This window comes from Krasilnikovia cinnamomea (genome assembly GCF_004217545.1).
Classification (GTDB): Bacteria; Actinomycetota; Actinomycetes; order Mycobacteriales; family Micromonosporaceae; genus Actinoplanes; species Actinoplanes cinnamomeus.
In genome coordinates, this window is record NZ_SHKY01000001.1 from 6,144,928 (window position 1) to 6,161,139 (window position 16,212).

At 73.7% G+C, this 16,212-nt stretch carries 16 protein-coding genes; 11 read left to right on the top strand and 5 right to left on the bottom strand.

The window, feature by feature from the left end:
* Nucleotides 1–37: 37 nt before the first annotated feature.
* Nucleotides 38–742: a flavodoxin family protein gene (locus tag EV385_RS27665; protein ID WP_130512104.1), complete on the top strand. Its 705-nt coding sequence runs from the start codon at nt 38–40 to the stop codon at nt 740–742.
* Nucleotides 743–749: 7 nt separating this feature from the next.
* Nucleotides 750–1,073 (top strand): hypothetical protein, encoded by a 324-nt coding sequence (locus tag EV385_RS27670; protein ID WP_130512105.1) that lies wholly within the window; start codon nt 750–752, stop codon nt 1,071–1,073.
* Between the two features lie 65 nt (nt 1,074–1,138).
* Here the strand turns inward: EV385_RS27670 and EV385_RS27675 are convergent, their stop codons facing one another.
* The 3 genes from EV385_RS27675 to EV385_RS27685 form a co-directional block, all read right to left on the bottom strand.
* The gene (locus EV385_RS27675) at nt 1,139–2,896 is read right to left on the bottom strand and encodes a DUF1996 domain-containing protein (RefSeq protein ID WP_242625108.1); all 1,758 of its coding nucleotides are present in this window, start codon (nt 2,894–2,896) and stop codon (nt 1,139–1,141) included.
* A gap of 142 nt (nt 2,897–3,038) precedes the next feature.
* Nucleotides 3,039–4,439, bottom strand: coding sequence for a hypothetical protein (locus tag EV385_RS27680; protein ID WP_130512106.1), 1,401 nt, complete (start codon nt 4,437–4,439; stop codon nt 3,039–3,041).
* A complete protein-coding gene (locus EV385_RS27685; RefSeq protein ID WP_207229980.1) occupies nt 4,436–5,485 on the bottom strand; it encodes an NAD-dependent epimerase/dehydratase family protein in 1,050 nt (349 codons plus the stop codon). Before EV385_RS27685 ends, EV385_RS27680 begins: the two co-directional genes overlap by 4 nt.
* A 153-nt stretch (nt 5,486–5,638) precedes the next feature.
* Between EV385_RS27685 and EV385_RS27690 the strand changes: the two genes are divergently transcribed.
* The 7 genes from EV385_RS27690 to EV385_RS27720 are packed head-to-tail and all read left to right on the top strand — an operon-like array spanning nt 5,639 to nt 11,196.
* On the top strand, nt 5,639–6,298 hold the full coding sequence (locus EV385_RS27690) for a glycosyltransferase family 2 protein (RefSeq protein WP_130512107.1): 660 nt from the start codon (nt 5,639–5,641) through the stop codon (nt 6,296–6,298).
* Entirely contained in the window at nt 6,295–7,068 is a 774-nt protein-coding gene (locus EV385_RS27695) for a TIGR04282 family arsenosugar biosynthesis glycosyltransferase (protein WP_130512108.1), read from the top strand. The genes EV385_RS27690 and EV385_RS27695 overlap by 4 nt, the downstream gene beginning before the upstream one ends.
* The gene (locus EV385_RS27700) at nt 7,065–7,700 is read left to right on the top strand and encodes a class I SAM-dependent methyltransferase (RefSeq protein ID WP_130512109.1); all 636 of its coding nucleotides are present in this window, start codon (nt 7,065–7,067) and stop codon (nt 7,698–7,700) included. Before EV385_RS27695 ends, EV385_RS27700 begins: the two co-directional genes overlap by 4 nt.
* On the top strand, nt 7,673–8,998 hold the full coding sequence (locus EV385_RS27705) for a molybdopterin-dependent oxidoreductase (RefSeq protein ID WP_130512110.1): 1,326 nt from the start codon (nt 7,673–7,675) through the stop codon (nt 8,996–8,998). The genes EV385_RS27700 and EV385_RS27705 overlap by 28 nt, the downstream gene beginning before the upstream one ends.
* Nucleotides 8,995–9,459: a hypothetical protein gene (locus tag EV385_RS27710; RefSeq protein ID WP_130512111.1), complete on the top strand. Its 465-nt coding sequence runs from the start codon at nt 8,995–8,997 to the stop codon at nt 9,457–9,459. The genes EV385_RS27705 and EV385_RS27710 overlap by 4 nt, the downstream gene beginning before the upstream one ends.
* Nucleotides 9,452–10,183: a response regulator transcription factor gene (locus EV385_RS27715; protein WP_130512112.1), complete on the top strand. Its 732-nt coding sequence runs from the start codon at nt 9,452–9,454 to the stop codon at nt 10,181–10,183. Before EV385_RS27710 ends, EV385_RS27715 begins: the two co-directional genes overlap by 8 nt.
* Before the next feature lie 5 nt (nt 10,184–10,188).
* Nucleotides 10,189–11,196 (top strand): sensor histidine kinase, encoded by a 1,008-nt coding sequence (locus EV385_RS27720; protein ID WP_423203136.1) that lies wholly within the window; start codon nt 10,189–10,191, stop codon nt 11,194–11,196.
* 97 nt (nt 11,197–11,293) lie between these two features.
* Here the strand turns inward: EV385_RS27720 and EV385_RS27725 are convergent, their stop codons facing one another.
* Both EV385_RS27725 and EV385_RS27730 read right to left on the bottom strand, forming a co-directional pair.
* On the bottom strand, nt 11,294–11,713 hold the full coding sequence (locus EV385_RS27725) for a hypothetical protein (protein WP_130512114.1): 420 nt from the start codon (nt 11,711–11,713) through the stop codon (nt 11,294–11,296).
* A 75-nt stretch (nt 11,714–11,788) separates the two neighbouring features.
* A complete protein-coding gene (locus tag EV385_RS27730) occupies nt 11,789–13,174 on the bottom strand; it encodes a DUF4331 domain-containing protein (RefSeq protein WP_242625109.1) in 1,386 nt (461 codons plus the stop codon).
* A 261-nt stretch (nt 13,175–13,435) separates the two neighbouring features.
* On the opposite strand from EV385_RS27730, the gene EV385_RS27735 reads away from it, so the two are divergent.
* Both EV385_RS27735 and EV385_RS27740 read left to right on the top strand, forming a co-directional pair.
* A complete protein-coding gene (locus EV385_RS27735; RefSeq protein WP_130512116.1) occupies nt 13,436–14,731 on the top strand; it encodes a tetratricopeptide repeat protein in 1,296 nt (431 codons plus the stop codon).
* Nucleotides 14,728–16,206, top strand: a complete 1,479-nt coding sequence (locus EV385_RS27740; protein WP_130512117.1) for a HoxN/HupN/NixA family nickel/cobalt transporter — start codon at nt 14,728–14,730, stop codon at nt 16,204–16,206. The genes EV385_RS27735 and EV385_RS27740 overlap by 4 nt, the downstream gene beginning before the upstream one ends.
* The last annotated feature ends 6 nt before the right edge of the window (nt 16,207–16,212 follow it).

Below are 16,212 nucleotides of genomic sequence, written 5' to 3' on the forward strand. Positions count from 1 at the left end.
CTGCCCCGAGCCTGGACCCGAACCCTGGAGGTACGAGATGCCCTATGACGACCTGCGCGCCCTGGTCATCAACTGCACGCTCAAGCGCTCCCCGGAGCTGAGCCACACCCAGGGCCTGATCGACCTGAGCCGGTCGATCATGGAGACGCAGGGCGTCGCGGTCGAGGTGCTGCGGGCCGTCGACCACGACATCGCCACCGGCGTCTGGCCGGACATGACCGAACACGGCTGGGCCAGCGACGCATGGCCGGGCATCTACCGCGACAAGGTGCTGCCCGCCGACATCCTGATCATCGCGGGCCCGATCTGGCTCGGCGACAACAGCTCGGTCACCAAGCAGGTCATCGAACGCCTCTACGCCTGCTCGTCGCTGCTCAACGACCGCGGCCAGTACGCCTACTACGGCCGGGTCGGCGGCTGCCTCATCACCGGCAACGAGGACGGCGTCAAACACTGTGCCATGAACATCCTCTACAGCCTGCAACACCTGGGATACACCATCCCGCCCCAGGCCGACGCGGGTTGGATCGGTGAAGCCGGGCCCGGCCCGTCCTACCTCGATCCTGGCTCCGGCGGACCCGACAACGAATTCACCAACCGCAACACGACCTTCATGACCTGGAACCTGCTACACCTGGCCCGGATGCTCAAGGACGCCGGCGGGGTCCCCGCGCACGGCAACCAGCGCAGCGAATGGGACGCCGGCTGCCGGTTCGACCTGCCCAACCCCGAACACCGCTGAGTACGGCGTGACGAAGCGCCGTTACGAGATCCTGCTGCCGGCCGAGTTCAACGACGGTCGGCTCGTGATGGACGCCTGTCCGATGTGCGTACCGGAATCGCTGAAGGAGGTCAGCGACACCTTCGGCGCGTTCACGTTCCGGCCCGACGCCGCCGTGGGTAACTGGACCGCGGACGGCCGTCGCTACCAGGACCGGCTATTCGCGCTGATCGTCGACGTGGACGACACCGCCGAGCACCGGGCCTGGATCGCCCACTTCAAGGCGCATCTGCTGCAGCGATTCGAGCAGCTGGAGATCTACGTGACCAGCTATCCCATCGACGTGCACTGACCAACTGGCGGCCGCGGATCCGGGCACACCAGACGGCGAGCCCGGACCCCGGTCGGCGACCCGGGCTAGCGGCACACCCTGCCCGCGTTGAGGCAGGCGGCGATGCGCTGCATCGTACGGGTGGAATTGACGTTGATGAAGTCGTTGTGGTCGGAGAGCGGGTTGTGGTTCTCCTCGGGGAACGAGTCCAGTGCGTACTGGCCCTTCAGCTGCACGTCGCGGGGAATGTCGTAGGAGATGGTGATGCGCAGCTGCGGGATCGCGGTGAAACCGGCCGGGCAGGCGCCGGTGGTCCGGTCGGCGAAGGCGACGTGGCTGCGGTGGTTGGCGCTGTCGATGTTCCTGCCGTCCCAGCATCCCGGAAAGTCCTGCACCCGCTGAACCTGACTGCCGGGCGGGCAGATCGGGTAGCGGTCGGCGAGCCGGTCGGCGAAGCCGGAGCAGGTCCAGGTGGCGCGGGCGTTCGCCGGGCCCCGGCTGGTGGGCTTGGCGTCACCGGTCAGCTCGCGGAGAAATCTCGGCATGGGTACGACCTTGCTGACGGCGTTACCGCGGTACTCGATGAGGACCTTCGCCGGGCGTACGATGCCTCCGGTGTTGCCGGGCAGTTCCTGGTTGGGTCCCTGCGGGTCCGGTAGCGCGGCGGAACTGGCGGGTGCGCTGCTGGGCGCGCCGGTCGGCGGGGGACCAGCGGGTGACTGGTTCAGGGCACAGCCGGCGAGGGACTCGAGTCCCTTCGGGCGGGCGCCGAAACGGCCGATGGTGGTGGCGATGCGGTCGAGCACAGCCGTACGCTTCGCGCGCAGCGGCCCGATGATCGCATTCTCGACGAAGTCGCGGCCCTGGCTGCCGGCGGTGACGAGGCGCTCGTTCGCCGCGGACGTCTGCCGGTCGAGTTCGTCGAGGCCGCGGTTCACTTCGGCGACGGCCTGCGCGGGTACGCCGGGCAGCCTGCCGCGGACGGTGGGGCAGTGCACCTGAGGGTTCGCCACCGGGATGGCCGCCACGCTCGCGGCATGCCAGGCGCCCGGCATGGCGGCGTGCATGCCGTCGTAACTGACGTCGCAGTCGGCCAGCGAGACCAGGCCGTCGGCCCGGCTGCCGATGCTCGCGCTGATGCCGTTGATCAATGCCGCCCGGCGCGAGCGCAGCCAGCCGAGAACCTGATTGTTGAGGTCCGCGTCGATACGGCCGCGGCTGGCAGCCATCCGCTGGCCGGCGACGGCTTCCAGCTTGTTCAGGTCCGCGAGGCGGCGCTCAACACTGGTGCGGACGCCGGCGGGCACGGCGGGCAGCCGGTCGCGGACGCGGGGGCAGGCCACCTCCGGCTGGGTCCGGGTGAGCGCCTGCCGCACCTGGTCGTCGCTGCGGACGTTCCTGTCGATGCGGACCACCGGCCAGAAATACGACGACCGGTCGCCGTTGCGACAGGTGGTACCCGACGCGGCCAGGTCGGGGTCGGACGAGGTCGCGGTGATGGCCAGATTGCCGACGAAGTCGTGCACGTGCTCCGCGCCGTTCTTGATGCCGGGCTGTGCCACCGGGTTGTCCGGGCTGAACTTGCCGCCGCGATTGGTCCCGCAGTCGACAGTGAACCGCCCGGTCGACGCGCCACCGGATGGCCTCGGGGTGCGCACGTTCGGCGCGACGTCCTGGATCGGCACGAACTCATCGAGGGTGGTGGCGGCGTCCGCGGTGCCCTTGCCGCCGCTGGACACGAAGGTGACGGTCAGCCCCGCCGTGGCCGCCAGCACCGCCGCCGCCACAGCCAGCCTGGCCGGCCGGGACTCCACCAGCAACGGTCGCATCGCCCTGCGTCTCATGGGAATCTCCTTCATGGATTGTCAGAGACCGGCCTCGGTCGTGTGCCGGCGCCACGGGGTACGGGCCGCTATGCGCCGAACGGTCGATGACAGCCGGGTACGTCACCGTTCGGTAAGAAGTCGCGTCGCAGCCACGCGCGGCTTACCAGGTTGTGAGCAGCAGGTGATTGACGGTCAGGGCCACGGCCGCCTGCACGGCCAGCCACATCCGGCGGTCGCCGGGCGGGATCAGGGCGGCCCCGGCCATCAGCCATCCGGCGAACGGCAGCCAGATGCGTTCGACTTCGGCCTTGCTGTAGCCGGACACGTCGGCGGCGACGATGGCCGCCGCGACGGCAAGCGGCAGCAGCCAGCGACCAGATGCACCAGCGCCGGGCCGCCGCAGGTTCGCCACCACCGCGTGCCCGGCCCCGCTGATCCCGGCCCGGAGCCCGCCCGCCTGCCATCCGGTGCAGGCCGCACGGCGCACAATGACCGCGGCGGCCGGGCCGGCGGACACGGCCAGCACCGCGAGATCGGCCCACACCCAGTAGCCGTACGGGCGCCGGCTCGCAAGGCCCTGGTAATAGCGCTCGATGACGAGGTGGTAGCCGGTCAGCCAGTGGAACCCGGCGGCGGTGAACCCGGCCGCGACCAGCGCCGCACCGGCACCGGCCCACCACGCGGTGCGCCGGTGCGGGCCGGACAGGATCAGCACCGCCACGACGATCGGGGCCATCAGGACCAGGCCGTAGGACAGGTAGCAGCCGAACGCCAGCAGGACGCCGCCGGCGAACGCGGCGCCCGCGACCCTGCGGGTGACCCCGTGGGCCAGCAGCGCGACACCCACGGCGGTCACCCCGGCGAACATGCCGTCGGCGGACACGCCAGACCAGACCGCCCCGGGGAACACCACCACGAACGGCACGACGGCGCGCGCCGCGTCGTCGGTGCCGAGCAGCCGCACCGTGTACGGCACGGCGACCGCGACCAATGCCGCCGCCAGGATGCAGAGCGCACCGGCCGGCGCGCCACCACCCAGCCCGGCCCGGTCGAGCCAGACGAACGCCAGAAGCGCCCCGGGCGGGTGACCGGCCACGTGAGTGGTCCACGAGTCCGGCTGGAAGTCGAGGATCCGCGCGGTGAACCCGCGCAGCATGGCGGGAATGCCGCTGACGCCGCCGACCTCGTGCAGGTACTCGTACCGTGTGGTCAGCCGTCCGGCGATGCCACGCTGCCAGCCGTCGACGAGGGCCAGCGACGCCGTCCAGGCCGCGGCGGTGGCGTAGGCGAGGACCAGCAGGCGCCGCCACGGCAGTGCGGCGGCCAGCGCGGGCCCCCACCGGCAGACCAGTACGGCGAGCACCACCGCCAGCGGGGTGCCGGGGCCGGCATGCGGCAGCCACGCCGCGAACAGCGGCGCCGCGCTGGCATGCACCGGATGACCCAGCAGGTACAGCACCGCCCCCACGGCGGCGGCCGAGGCGAACAGGCTCAGGGCGGCGCCCGCAGCGATCAGATCGGCCCGCGCCGGCCGGTGTCGTGTCCGGACCGGCGCGGTCATCCGCGCAGGGTGGCGTGGGCGAACTCCGCGATGCCGTCGGCGGGGCCGACCCGCGCCCGGAAACCGAGGACGGCCTCGGCGCGCGCCGGCGACGCGACGACATGCCGTACGTCACCCAGCCGGAACTCGCCCGTGACCACCGGCGCCGGGCCACCGGCGGCCCGCGCCAGCCCGGCGGCCACCTCGCCGATCGTGGCCGGCTGCCCGGAGGCGATGTTGTACGCGTGCCAGCCGCCGCGCGCACCGGTTGCCGTCACGGCCGCCAGGTTGGCCGCCGCCACGTCGAGGACGTGCACGAAATCGCGGCGCTGGCCGCCGTCCTCGAACACGCGTGGTGCCCGCCCGGCCGCCAGCGCGGACCGGAAGATCGCGGCGACGCCGCTGTACGGGGTGTCGCGGGGCATCCCCGGCCCGTACACGTTGTGGTAGCGCAGCGCCACCACGGCGCCGCCGGTCTGCCGGGACCACGCCGCGGTGAGGTGTTCCTGGGCGACCTTGGTGGCGGCGTACACACTGCGCGGTTCCAGGGGTGCGTCCTCGTCGACCAGCCCCGGTTCCAGGGCGGATCCGCAGCGGGGGCAGCCGGGCTCGAATCGGCCGGTGTCCAGGTCCGCGATGGTGCGTGGGGCGGGGCGTACCGGGCCGTGGCGGGGGCACTCGTACGCGCCTTCGCCGTAGACGACCATGGAGCTGGCGAGCACGAGCCGGTGGATGCCCGCGCGGGCCATCTCGGCCAGCAACACGGCGGTGCCGAGATCGTTGCAGCCGACGTACTCGGGCAGATCGCCGAGGTCGACGCCGAGCCCGACCATGGCCGCCTGGTGCACCACCACGTCGATGCCGGCCAGGAGTTCGGCGACCGCGGCGCGGTCCCGCAGGTCGGCCCGGTGCAGCGGGGCCCCGGCCACGGTGTCGGGCAGCGGCGTGCGGTGGGCGCCGGGATGGCCGCAGTCCACGATGGACACCTGATGGCCGGCGTCGCGCAGGGCGGCGGCGACGTGGGTTCCGATGAAACCGGCTCCGCCGGTCACGAGTATGCGGGTCACCCGGTGACGGTAGGCCCGGATCGCGGCCGGGGACCGCGGTTGCGGCCAGCCGTCAGGGGTTCGTAAGAACCGTCGGCCACGTCACCGTTCCGTAAGACCTTGTCATCGCCGCGTAAGCCCTTCCCGGCCCGACCGCGGTTAGCGTCCGGCGTCATGACCGATGTTGTGCTTCCCTGCCGGAACGAGGCTGCGGCCCTGCCGGATCTCCTGGCCCGGATGCCCGCCGGGTACCGGCCGATCGTGGTCGACAACGGCTCCACCGACGGCTCGGCCGCGGTGGCCCGGGCGCACGGCGCCGAGGTGATCAGCGTGGCCCAGCCCGGGTACGGCGCCGCCGTCCACGCCGGTGTCCTGACGGCGGACCCCGCCGACGGGGTGGTGTGCGTGATGGACGCGGACGGCAGCTTCGACCCGGCGCAGCTGCCCCGGGTCGCCGACCTCGTGCGTACCGGGGTGGCGCGGCTGGGGGTGGGGCGCCGCCGCCCAGCCGCCCGCGCGGTGTGGCCGTTGCACGCCCGGGCCGCCAACGCCGCCCTCGCCTGGCGGCTGCGCCGCACGAGCGGGCTGCCCGTGCACGACATCGGGCCGGTCCGGGCCGTGCGCCGCGATGACCTGCTGGCGCTGCGGCTGCGCGACCGCCGTTTCGGCTACCCGCTGGAACTGCTGATCGCGGCCGGCCGGGCCGGCTGGCCGGTGGTGGAGGTCGACGTCGACTACCACCCGCGCGCGGCAGGCACCCGCTCGAAGGTCACCGGCACCCTGCGCGGCACGCTCCGCGCGGTCCGCGACATGAGCGCGGTGCTGGCCCGATGAACACGTACGCCCCGCGCCGGCCGCAGATCCTGGTGCTGGCGAAGGCGCCGGTGCCGGGACGGGTCAAGACCCGGTTGTGTCCACCCTGCACCCCCGCTCAGGCCGCCGGGATCGCCGCCGCCGCCCTGAGCGACACACTCGGCGCGGTCACCGCGTCCGGAGCCGGCGCCCGGGTCCTCGTCGTCGACGGCCGGTACCCGGCCCCGCCCGGCTGGACGACGCTCGCCCAGCGGGGCGGTCCGCTCGGCGACCGCCTCGCCAACGGGTTCGCGGACACCCGGGCGCTGGACGCCCCGGCCGTCCTGATCGGCATGGACACACCCCAGCTCAGCGCCGGTCAGGTGGATGCGGCCCTGGCGCCGCTCGGCGCGGCAGACGGCCCCGACGCGGTGTTCGGGCCGGCCGTCGACGGCGGCTGGTGGGTGCTGGGCCTGCGCGACCCCGGCCACGCCGAGCTGCTGCGCACCATTCCCACCTCCACACCGGACACCGGAGGGCGGACCCTGGCCGCGCTGCGCCACCACGGCCTGCGGGTGCACCTGCTGCCCCGGCTACGGGACGTCGACACGGCCGCGGACGCCCGCGCCGTGGCCGCGCTGTGCCCGCCCGGCAGCCGGTTCGCCGCCGCCGTCGCCGCCGAAATGCCGGCGCTTACGGCCGGCTCGCACCCGGCTCACGGACGAGATCTCGCCGCCCACCACCGTGGCGGGTCGGGCCGGCGCCCGATGAACGCCGCCACGATGCCGGCTCGGACGGCGGGTATCCGGTGAACGCCGTCTTCGACGCCGCACTCGCCCGGGCGGCGGCCGGGCGCCCGGCCGGATTCACCGCACGGCACGCGGGCGGTGGGACACACCGGTTCGACCCGGCCGCCTGGTGCCGGGACTCGATCGCCGGAGACGCGGCACTGCTCGAGCGTTGCACCGGCCCCACCCTCGACATCGGCTGCGGTCCCGGCCGGCTCACCAGCGCCCTCAACAGGGCGGGACGACCCGCCCTCGGCATCGACATCAGCGCGACCGCGGTCCGCCTCGCCCGCCGCCGCGGCGCCGTCGCGCTGCACCGCGACGTGTACGACCCGCTGCCGGGCACGGGCCGCTGGCGGCACCTGCTGCTGGCCGACGGCAACATCGGCATCGGCGGCGACCCGTACCGGCTGCTGCACCGCTGCCGCCGCCTGCTCACCCCCGGCGGACAGCTGCACGCGGAACTGTCGCCACCCGGCACGCCGGCCTGGTCCGGCACGGCCATGGTGCGCGAACCGGCCGGGGCCGGCAGCGCCCTGAACTGGGCCTGCGTCCCCGTCGACGAGCTTGCCGTGCTGGCCGCGGCAACCGCGCTGCGCATCCTCGACACCTGGACGGAGCAAGGACGATGGTTCGCCACCCTGACCCAGCGCTGAACTCCTCCCGCACCGTGTTGCGCCGACTCGCCCGATGGTGGCTGGCGCCGCTGCCGGCACCACCGGCGACGCTGCGCCGGGGACCGCTGCGCCCGGGCGCGTTCTCCTCGCCGCTGCGCTCGGCGCGGCTGACGAGCCAGCTCGGTGTCGCGCTGGGCGTGGCGTTCGGCGTGTGCTTCCTCACCGGGCTGCTCAGCCACCTGATCCAGCACCCGCCGGGCTGGTTCGTCTGGCCGGCCCACCCGGTGTGGATCTACCAGCTGACCCAGGGCATCCACGTGGCGACCGGCCTCGCCTCGGTGCCGCTGCTCGGCGTCAAGCTGTGGTCGGTCTATCCGCGCCTGTTCACCTGGCCACCCGTCCGGTCGCTCGCCCACGCGGCCGAGCGCGCGAGTGTCGCCGTGCTCGTCGCCGCCGCGCTGTTCCAGCTGGTCGGGGGCGTGCTGAACATCTCCCGGTGGTACGCGCCGATGCCGTTCTTCTTCACCACCGGGCATTACTGGGTCGGCTGGCTCACCGTCGGCGCGCTGCTGGCGCACATCGGCGTGCAACTGCCGGTCGTCACCAGCGCCCTCGGCAGACCGGCCCCCGATCCGCCGCCGGCCGTGCCGCCGCCGGCCGTGCCGCCGCCGGCCGTGCCGCCGCCGGCCGTGCCGCCGCCGGCCGTGCCGACGCCCGCCCCGAGCCCGGTCGGGCCGAGCCGGCGTGGGCTGCTCACGGCGACCGCCGCCGCGGCCGGGCTGATCACCGTGACGACGGTCGGGCAGACGCTGCGGCCCCTGTCCGGTCTCGCGCTACTCGCCCCGCGACGCCCCGACGCCGGACCACAGAGCCTCCCGGTGAACAAGACGGCCGACGGTGCCGGGGTACGCGCCGCCGCGCTGGATCCGTCGTACCGTCTGCTGGTCGCCGGGCCCGGCGGGCGCCTGAGCCTGGACCTCGCCGCCCTCAACGCCCTCCCGCACCACACCGCGCACCTGCCGATCGCCTGCGTGGAGGGCTGGAGCGCGACCGGCACCTGGACCGGCGTACGCCTGCGTGACCTGGTGGCGCTGGTGGGCGCCGACCCCGGCCGGGCCACGGTGCTGGTGGAGTCGTTGCAGGCGGCGGGCCGCTACCGCGCCTCGACGGTCGCGCCGCAGCTGACCGGTGACCCGTCGACGCTGATCGCGCTGCGCCTGGGCGGCGAACCCCTGCACGTCGACCACGGCTACCCGGCGCGGCTGATCGCCCCGAACCGGCCCGGCGTGCTGCAGACCAAGTGGATCGGCCGGATCACCGTGGGCGGGCCGCGATGAGGACCCGGGCCGTGCTGGTCGCCGCCGGGCTCCTGGTCATGACGTACGCGGCGGCCGGTGCCCTCGCCGAACCCGGCCTGAACGTGTTCGGCGTGCTGCTCTTCATGGCCGGGGTGCTGATCGCCCACGACGCCGTCTGGATGCTGGCCGTGCTGGCCGCCGGTGCCGCTCTGGCGCGTCTGGTCCCACCCCGGTACCGGCCCGTGGCACACGTCGCCGCGATCAGCGCCGCCGCCCTCACGCTGGTGGCGTTCCCCCTGGTCATCGGCGCCGGGAAGGCGGCGGACAACCCCTCGGTGCTGCCCCTGCCGTACGGTCGGAATCTGCTCGTCGTGCTGCTCCTGGTCGCCTGCGCGACGCTGCCGGCTTGCCTGCGGCGGGCCCGGGCCGGCCGACCGGCGGCAGGCCGTAAGAATTCCGAAAGACCAGGCGAGAGCGGCCCGGGGTCCGCGCATGGGTAGCGTGGCCAGGGTGGGACATCGGGTACTGGTGGTCGACGACGATCCGACGGTCAGCGACGTCGTCCGGCGCTACCTGGAACAGGCCGGCTGCGAGGTCCGGCTCGCCGCCGACGGCGCCGACGGCCTCGCCGCGATCGCCGCCGAGCGCCCCGACCTCGTCGTACTCGACCTGATGATGCCCGGCATCGACGGCCTGGAGGTGTGCCGCCGGGTCCGGCGGCAGCTGCCCGATCTGCCCGTGGTCATGCTCACCGCGCTGGGCGAGGAAGCCGACCGCATCCTCGGGCTCGAGGTCGGCGCCGACGACTACGTGACCAAACCGTTCTCCCCGCGCGAACTCGTGTTGCGGATCCGGTCGGTGCTGCGCCGCGCCGCCGGGCAGCCGGCGGCCGGACCCGCCGTCCCCGCGCGGCTGTCCGACGCGGACCTGGGCGTCGACACCGCGCGCCGCATCGCCGAGCTGGGCGGCGCGCCGCTCGCGCTGACCACCCGGGAGTTCGATCTGCTGGCGTTCCTCATGGGCCACCCCGGGCACGCGTGGTCGCGGGCCGAGCTGCTGGACCAGGTCTGGGGCTGGCGGTTCGGCGACCAGTCCACGGTCACCGTCCACGTCCGCCGGTTGCGCGAGAAGATCGAGCAGGATCCGGCCGAACCGCGCCGCATCCGCACCGTCTGGGGCGTCGGCTATCGGTACGACCCGCTCGACGAGGGGGACGGCCGGTGAACGACATGCTGCTCATCGGGCTCTACGCGCTCGCTGCCGCAGGTGTCGTCGGGCTGGCCGGAGCGGGGGCGCTGCGGCTGCTGCGCGGGCGCTCGATCCTCGTACACATCCTGGTGTTGCTGGCCGTCACCGTGCTGGCAGTGGTCGCCGGTGTGGCCACGGTGGCGCGGGCCATGTTCCTGTCCGGCCACGACCTCAATGTCGTGCTCGTGACGGTCAGCGCCGCCGCCGTGATCAGCCTCGCCGTGGGGGCGGTCTTCGGCCGCCGGCTCGCGGCCTCCGCCGTGTGGGCGCAGGCGGCCCGGGACCGGGAGCGACGGCTGGAGGCCGGGCGACGCGAACTCGTCGCCTGGGTGTCCCACGACCTGCGCACGCCGCTGGCCGGGTTGCGGGCGATGGCCGAGGCCCTGGAGGACCGCGTCATCGACGACCGGGCAACGGTCGACGAGTACCATCGGCGGATCCGGGTGGAGACCGACCGCATGACCCGGCTCGTCGACGACCTGTTCGAGCTGTCCCGGATCAATGCCGGTGCGTTGCGGCTCAACCCCACCACGGTGCCGCTGCGTGACGTGGTGTCCGACGCGATCGCGGGCGTGGCCCCGCTGGCCGCCCGCCGCAAGGTCAATGTGGTCGCGGCGGACAGCGGCTGGCCCCTGGTCCGTGGCGGCGAACGCGAACTGGCCCGCGTCGTCAGCAACCTCTTGATGAACTCCGTCCGGTACACCCCGGAGGACGGCACCGTGCAGATCACCGCCGGGCACGAACGCGACGACGTGTGGCTGGCCGTCTCCGACACCTGCGGCGGCATCCCCGACAACGACCTGGACCGGGTCTTCGACGTCGCGTTCCGCGGCGAACGCTCGCGTACGCCCGGCGCGGTCGACTCCGGCGGTGGGGGAGGGCTCGGCCTGGCGATCGTCCGTGGCCTGGTGGAGGCACACGGCGGCAATGTTGGCGTACGCAACACCGACCGCGGATGCCGGTTCGAAGTGCGCCTGCCACGGCGATGATGAAGGGCTCAGTCGTCCGCCTGGTCGAAATCCAGCGCAGCCGGTGCAGGCCGAACCATGTCCAGGCATCCACCCGTGCCCCGCGCGTTGAGGACCGTCAGGCGACGCAGGCCGCCTGCAGGCGTTGCCGGGCGGTGTCCAGGTCACGCAGGTACGACGGTTGGAACGTCCCGGAGTCCACGCGCAGCCGGGCGTACCCGATGGCCACCACAACGCCGTCGAGCGCATCGGCCAGGTCCTCGGGAGCACCGGACCGGGCCGACACCAACACGGTCTGCACCCTGGCCAGCTCTGCCCGGTCGGGTGCCGGGACGGTCGGGCGGTCCTTGGCGCGGTACGCGAGACGGGCCAGCGACAGCACCGGCTCGGCGACGGTCCGGCAGGTGCCCGGGCGGAACGCTCCCGGCGGCGGCAGCTCGGGGGCCGGGTCGTTCCGGGGGCCCAGGGTGTGCCAGCCGACCACGCCGGCGAGGGCGAGGGAGAGGGTCACGGCGGTGGCGATGGCGGCGTTCTTCATGGTCGCTCCCACGGGTTGCGAGTTGGAGCCGGCCGGGCGCCGCGAAACGGGACGCGACGCCCGGCCGGAGCGGGATCAGTTCCGGTTCACCGCGGCCACGTTGGGCAGCGCCAGGTACGGGAACCGGGCCCGGAACGGCACGTCGTTGGCGTCGACGGCGTCCCCGAGGCCGTCCACCGCGGCCGGATGCCCGGGCAGCAGCACACCCTCGGCGGCCTGCAGCGTGATGTCCAGGACGTCGTCGGTGAGCCGGCGGCCGTTGGGGAAGCCGGCGAGATCGCCGCCGAGCACGCCGAGCCGTTTGGGCTGGGCGGTGGGCGGGATCGACATGTTCAGCCGCAGCTGTTCGCTGAGCTTGAACTTCGCCGGGTCGACGTCCTTGTTCAACCGCTGCGAGTTCAGGTCCACGGCGACGGGGCCGCAGGCCTTGCACAGTCCGCTGAGGAACACCTCCGCCAGGTCGTTACGCGGGGTCGCCGGGGCCGGAATCCGGTACAGGTCCTGGATGCGTCGTGGCACCTCGGGGTTCGTGACGAACCGCGCGAACTTGGCGTCGTCCTGCGGCTTGGTCGCGTTGAACTCGTCCTTGCGACCGAGCGGGATGACGACCTCGTTGACCAGTGGCATGCCGAGTCGGGACACCTGCTGGTAGCCGCCGAACAGCTTGCGGCTGTTGTCGGCCCGTACGACCTCGGCGCGCTGCCGCGACGTGGTGCTCCAGATCCCGATCACCGGGTTGCGGGTCGCGTTGCCGTTGCGGGCGAGAACGTTCTTCGGCACCTGGATCGCCAGGGTGTTGACGTTGTAACCGGCGACCGTGTCCTGCCCGATCTCGGAGAAGTCACCGCCGTAGAACCGGTCGAACACCCGCAGGTCCAGGAAGAAGCCGTCGTCAGCCTGGCCGGCGAACGTCTTGCCGCCGCCGGGCAGCCCGGTGATCGCGGTATCGGCGAGCGTGCCGTAGTCGGGCATGGACCCGTTGCCGACCCGCGACGGCGCCACCCGGCCGTTGCGGACGAGGACGGTGGAGCCCTTCGGCGTGATGGCCTCCAGGCGGTACGTCTGGAAGAAGTTCAGATCCGGGTCGTTGAGCGACGTGACGACCCCGGTGTTGTAGAGGAACGTCCCACGGTCGCGGTAGTTGTCGGTGAACGTCCACCGGTACGTCAGGTCGGGCTTCGCGTTGCCGTCGGAGTCGATGTGGATGTCGTACGCGGTCTTCGTGGCGAACGGGTAGAAGTTCGGGCCACCGTTGGGTTCCTGGAACGGAATCCAGTTGGAGATGATCGTCACCGTGTCCGGCGCGTCCGGGCTGACGAACGCGTACACGTCCGTGTTGTCGAGCTTCGGCTCGCCGGCGATCAGCGGCGCTTCCCGGTGACTGGACGCCACACCGGCGGTCGGCGCGAGTGACGCGAGCCCCGCTGCTGCTACCGCCGCGACCGCCACCGTGGCGGTCAACGCTCGGCGCGTAGGTCGACTGTGGTGCATGTCGTGCCTCCTCGGATATGAGCGGCGAACCGGGTCTGCTCCCCACGGGCCGCCGCGGAAATGTCGGTGGGAGTTCGCACCCCGGGCCGGGGTGGATGGGTCGGGTGTCGGCAAGGCGACGGACGGCCATCCGAACCGTCACCGGCTCCGAAGCACGCGATGGACGCACCGGAACACGCGACGAGGCCTGCGATGAGGCGGTGCGGCACAACCCGTTGAGGAGGCGACCACATGCGCCGCAGTGCGATCATCATCAGTGGCGGAGTGCTCGCCGTCGCGCTTGTCGTGGCCGGCGGCGCACTGCTGCCGGAGCGCGGCGGCCGGGTCGCCGCGGTGGAACCGGCGAGCGCCGGGGCGGGCGGCGACGCGACCGCCCGGCTCGAACAGCGGGTGCGCCGGCTACCCGGCGACTGGAACGCCTGGGCCGAGCTCGGCGCCGCCTATGTACAGCGGGCGCGGACCACCGCGGACCCGTCCCACTACGCGAGCGCGGAGCGGGCGCTGCGCCGATCGCTGGAGATCCGGCCGGCGGGCAACGTGCCGGCGCTGACCGGGCTCGGTGCGCTCGCCGCCGCCCGGCACGACTTCACCGCCGCGCTGCGCCACGGCCGGGACGCGCTGACCGCAGATCCCTACCGGGCGAGCGCGTACGGCGTGGTGGCCGACGCGCTGGTCGAGCTGGGCCGCTACGACGAGGCGTTCCAGGCGGTCCAGAAGATGGTGGACCTGCGGCCCGACACCGCCTCCTACGCCCGCGCCTCGTACACCTGGGAGTTGCGCGGCGACCTCGGCCGCGCGCGGGCGACGATGGGCCGGGCGCTGGAGGCCGCGGCGTCACCGTCGGATGCCGCGTTCGCGCTGTATCAGCTCGGCGAGCTGGCGTTCGGCTCGGGCGACCTGGCGACCGCGGCGCAGCATTTCGACGCGGGACTGCGCCGGGATCCGGCCTACCTGCCGCTGCGGGTCGGGCAGGCGAAGGTGCGTGCGGCGCGCGGCGACCGGGCCGGTGCCGAGGCCGGCTACCGCGCGGTGCTGGCGGTGGCACCGCTGCCGGGGTACGCGGCCGAGCTGGGCGACCTGCTCGCCGCCGCCGGCGACGAGCGCGCCGCCGAGCAGCAGTACGGGCTGGTCCGGGTCACCCGCGAGGTGCAGGCCGCGGCCGGGGTCGCCCCCGACGTGGAAATCGCCCTGTTCGATGCCGATCACCGACAACCCGGGCGGGCGTTGACCGCCGCCCGGCAGATTTACGACCGGCAGCCGAGCATCGCCGCCGCCGACGCCCTGGCCTGGGCGTTGCACGCCAGCGGGCGGTCGGCGGAGGCCGTCAAGTACGCCGACCAGGCGCTGCGACTCGGCACCCGCAGCGCGGTGCTGCGCTACCACCGTGGCATGGTCCTCGCGGCGGCCGGGCGGGTGGACGCGGCACGCGCCGACCTCGAGGCCGCGTTGCGGATGAACCCGCACTTCTCCGTACGGCACGCGCCGATCGCCCGGCGCACCCTCGCGTCACTGGGCGGGCCACGATGAAGGCCCGCCTGCTGGCCTGGGTGGCGGCGGCCGCCGGAGCCGTGGCGGCGGTGCTGCCGGCCGCACCGGCCGCGGCGCACCCGCTGGGCAACTTCACCGTCAACCAGTACGCCGGCCTGACCGTCAGCCGGGACGCGGTCACCGTCGACTACGTCGTGGACCTGGCCGAACTGCCCGCCTACCAGACCCGTACGGAGCAGGTGGACGCCGACCGTAACGGCGCGGTCTCCACCGTCGAGGGCGAACGGTACGCCGTCGCCGCGTGCGCCGCGCGGGCCGCCGACGCCCGGCTGGAGGTGGCCGGCCGGCGCGCACCGCTGTCCGTCGTCACGACCCGGATCGACTTCCCGCCCGGCGCTGCCGGGCTGGCCACGCTGCGGCTGGAGTGCGTCCTGCGGGCGGCGGTGGTGGTGGAACGGGAGGCGGAGATCGCGTACCGCAATGACGCCTTTGCGGACCGGCCGGGATGGCGGGAGGTGACCGCTGTCGGCCAGGGGGTGCAACTGCTCGACTCCAGTGTCCCGGCCGCCAGTCGCAGCGACCGGTTGCGCGCCTATCCCGAGGGCGCCGCCGCGTTGGACGAGCGGACGGCGTCGATGCGGGCACGCCCCGGCGCCGACCCCGGTTTCTCGACGCCGGACGCCGGGGGGACGCGGGCGGCTGGCCCGGACGTCGACCGGCTCACCGCCGCGTTCACCGGGCTCATCGGGCGGCGGCACCTCGGTGTCGGGCTGGCCGTCCTCGCCTTGGCCCTGGCCGCCATGCTGGGCGCGGGCCACGCGCTCGCCCCCGGCCACGGCAAGACGGTGATGGCCGCGATGCTCATCGGCGAACGCGGGACCGTACGCCAGGCCGGTGTCGTGGCCCTCACGGTCACCGCGACTCACACGACGAGCGTGCTCGTGCTCGGCGTCGTCCTCGCCACCTCGCTGACGTTCGCGCCGGAACGGCTCTACGGCTGGCTGGGGGTCGTCAGCGGGTTGCTGATCGCCGCGGTCGGCACCGGCCTGCTACGCCGGGCCGTCCAGCGCCGCCGACAGTCGGCCGATCCCGCCCACAGCCACGACGATGGGCACGACCACGGACACGCGCACGGCCACCACCCGCACAGCCACCACCCGCACAGCCACAGCCACGGCCCGATGGGCGGCGGAATGAGCCTGCGCGGGCTGATCGCGATGGGCTTCGCGGGCGGCCTCGTGCCGACTCCGTCAGCCGTTGTCGTCCTGCTGGGCGCGGTGGCGTTCGGCCGACCCTGGTACGGCGTCCTGCTGGTGCTCGCGTACGGCATCGGCATGGCGGCCGCCCTGGTCGGCATCGGACTCGCGCTCAGCCGCTGGAGTGCGGTGCTGTCCCGCCGTCTCGGCCGCGGGGCCCGGATGGCCCGCCTCGGGCGTGTCCTGCCGTCGCTGACCTCGACGCTGATCGTCGTGCTCGGCTGCGGGATGGCGCTCCGGTCGCTGTTCGCACTCTGACCTTGA

What these genes read in the sequence shown, in the direction of transcription:
- EV385_RS27665 (WP_130512104.1), top strand. Translation starts at nt 38, where the DNA reads ATGCCCTATGACGACCTGCGCGCCCTGGTCATCAACTGCACGCTCAAG.
- EV385_RS27675 (WP_242625108.1), bottom strand. Translation starts at nt 2,896, where the DNA reads ATGAGACGCAGGGCGATGCGACCGTTGCTGGTGGAGTCCCGGCCGGCC.
- EV385_RS27680 (WP_130512106.1), bottom strand. Translation starts at nt 4,439, where the DNA reads ATGACCGCGCCGGTCCGGACACGACACCGGCCGGCGCGGGCCGATCTG.
- EV385_RS27690 (WP_130512107.1), top strand. Translation starts at nt 5,639, where the DNA reads ATGACCGATGTTGTGCTTCCCTGCCGGAACGAGGCTGCGGCCCTGCCG.
- EV385_RS27695 (WP_130512108.1), top strand. Translation starts at nt 6,295, where the DNA reads ATGAACACGTACGCCCCGCGCCGGCCGCAGATCCTGGTGCTGGCGAAG.
- EV385_RS27705 (WP_130512110.1), top strand. Translation starts at nt 7,673, where the DNA reads ATGGTTCGCCACCCTGACCCAGCGCTGAACTCCTCCCGCACCGTGTTG.
- EV385_RS27710 (WP_130512111.1), top strand. Translation starts at nt 8,995, where the DNA reads ATGAGGACCCGGGCCGTGCTGGTCGCCGCCGGGCTCCTGGTCATGACG.
- EV385_RS27715 (WP_130512112.1), top strand. Translation starts at nt 9,452, where the DNA reads ATGGGTAGCGTGGCCAGGGTGGGACATCGGGTACTGGTGGTCGACGAC.
- EV385_RS27720 (WP_423203136.1), top strand. Translation starts at nt 10,189, where the DNA reads ATGCTGCTCATCGGGCTCTACGCGCTCGCTGCCGCAGGTGTCGTCGGG.
- EV385_RS27725 (WP_130512114.1), bottom strand. Translation starts at nt 11,713, where the DNA reads ATGAAGAACGCCGCCATCGCCACCGCCGTGACCCTCTCCCTCGCCCTC.
- EV385_RS27735 (WP_130512116.1), top strand. Translation starts at nt 13,436, where the DNA reads ATGCGCCGCAGTGCGATCATCATCAGTGGCGGAGTGCTCGCCGTCGCG.
- EV385_RS27740 (WP_130512117.1), top strand. Translation starts at nt 14,728, where the DNA reads ATGAAGGCCCGCCTGCTGGCCTGGGTGGCGGCGGCCGCCGGAGCCGTG.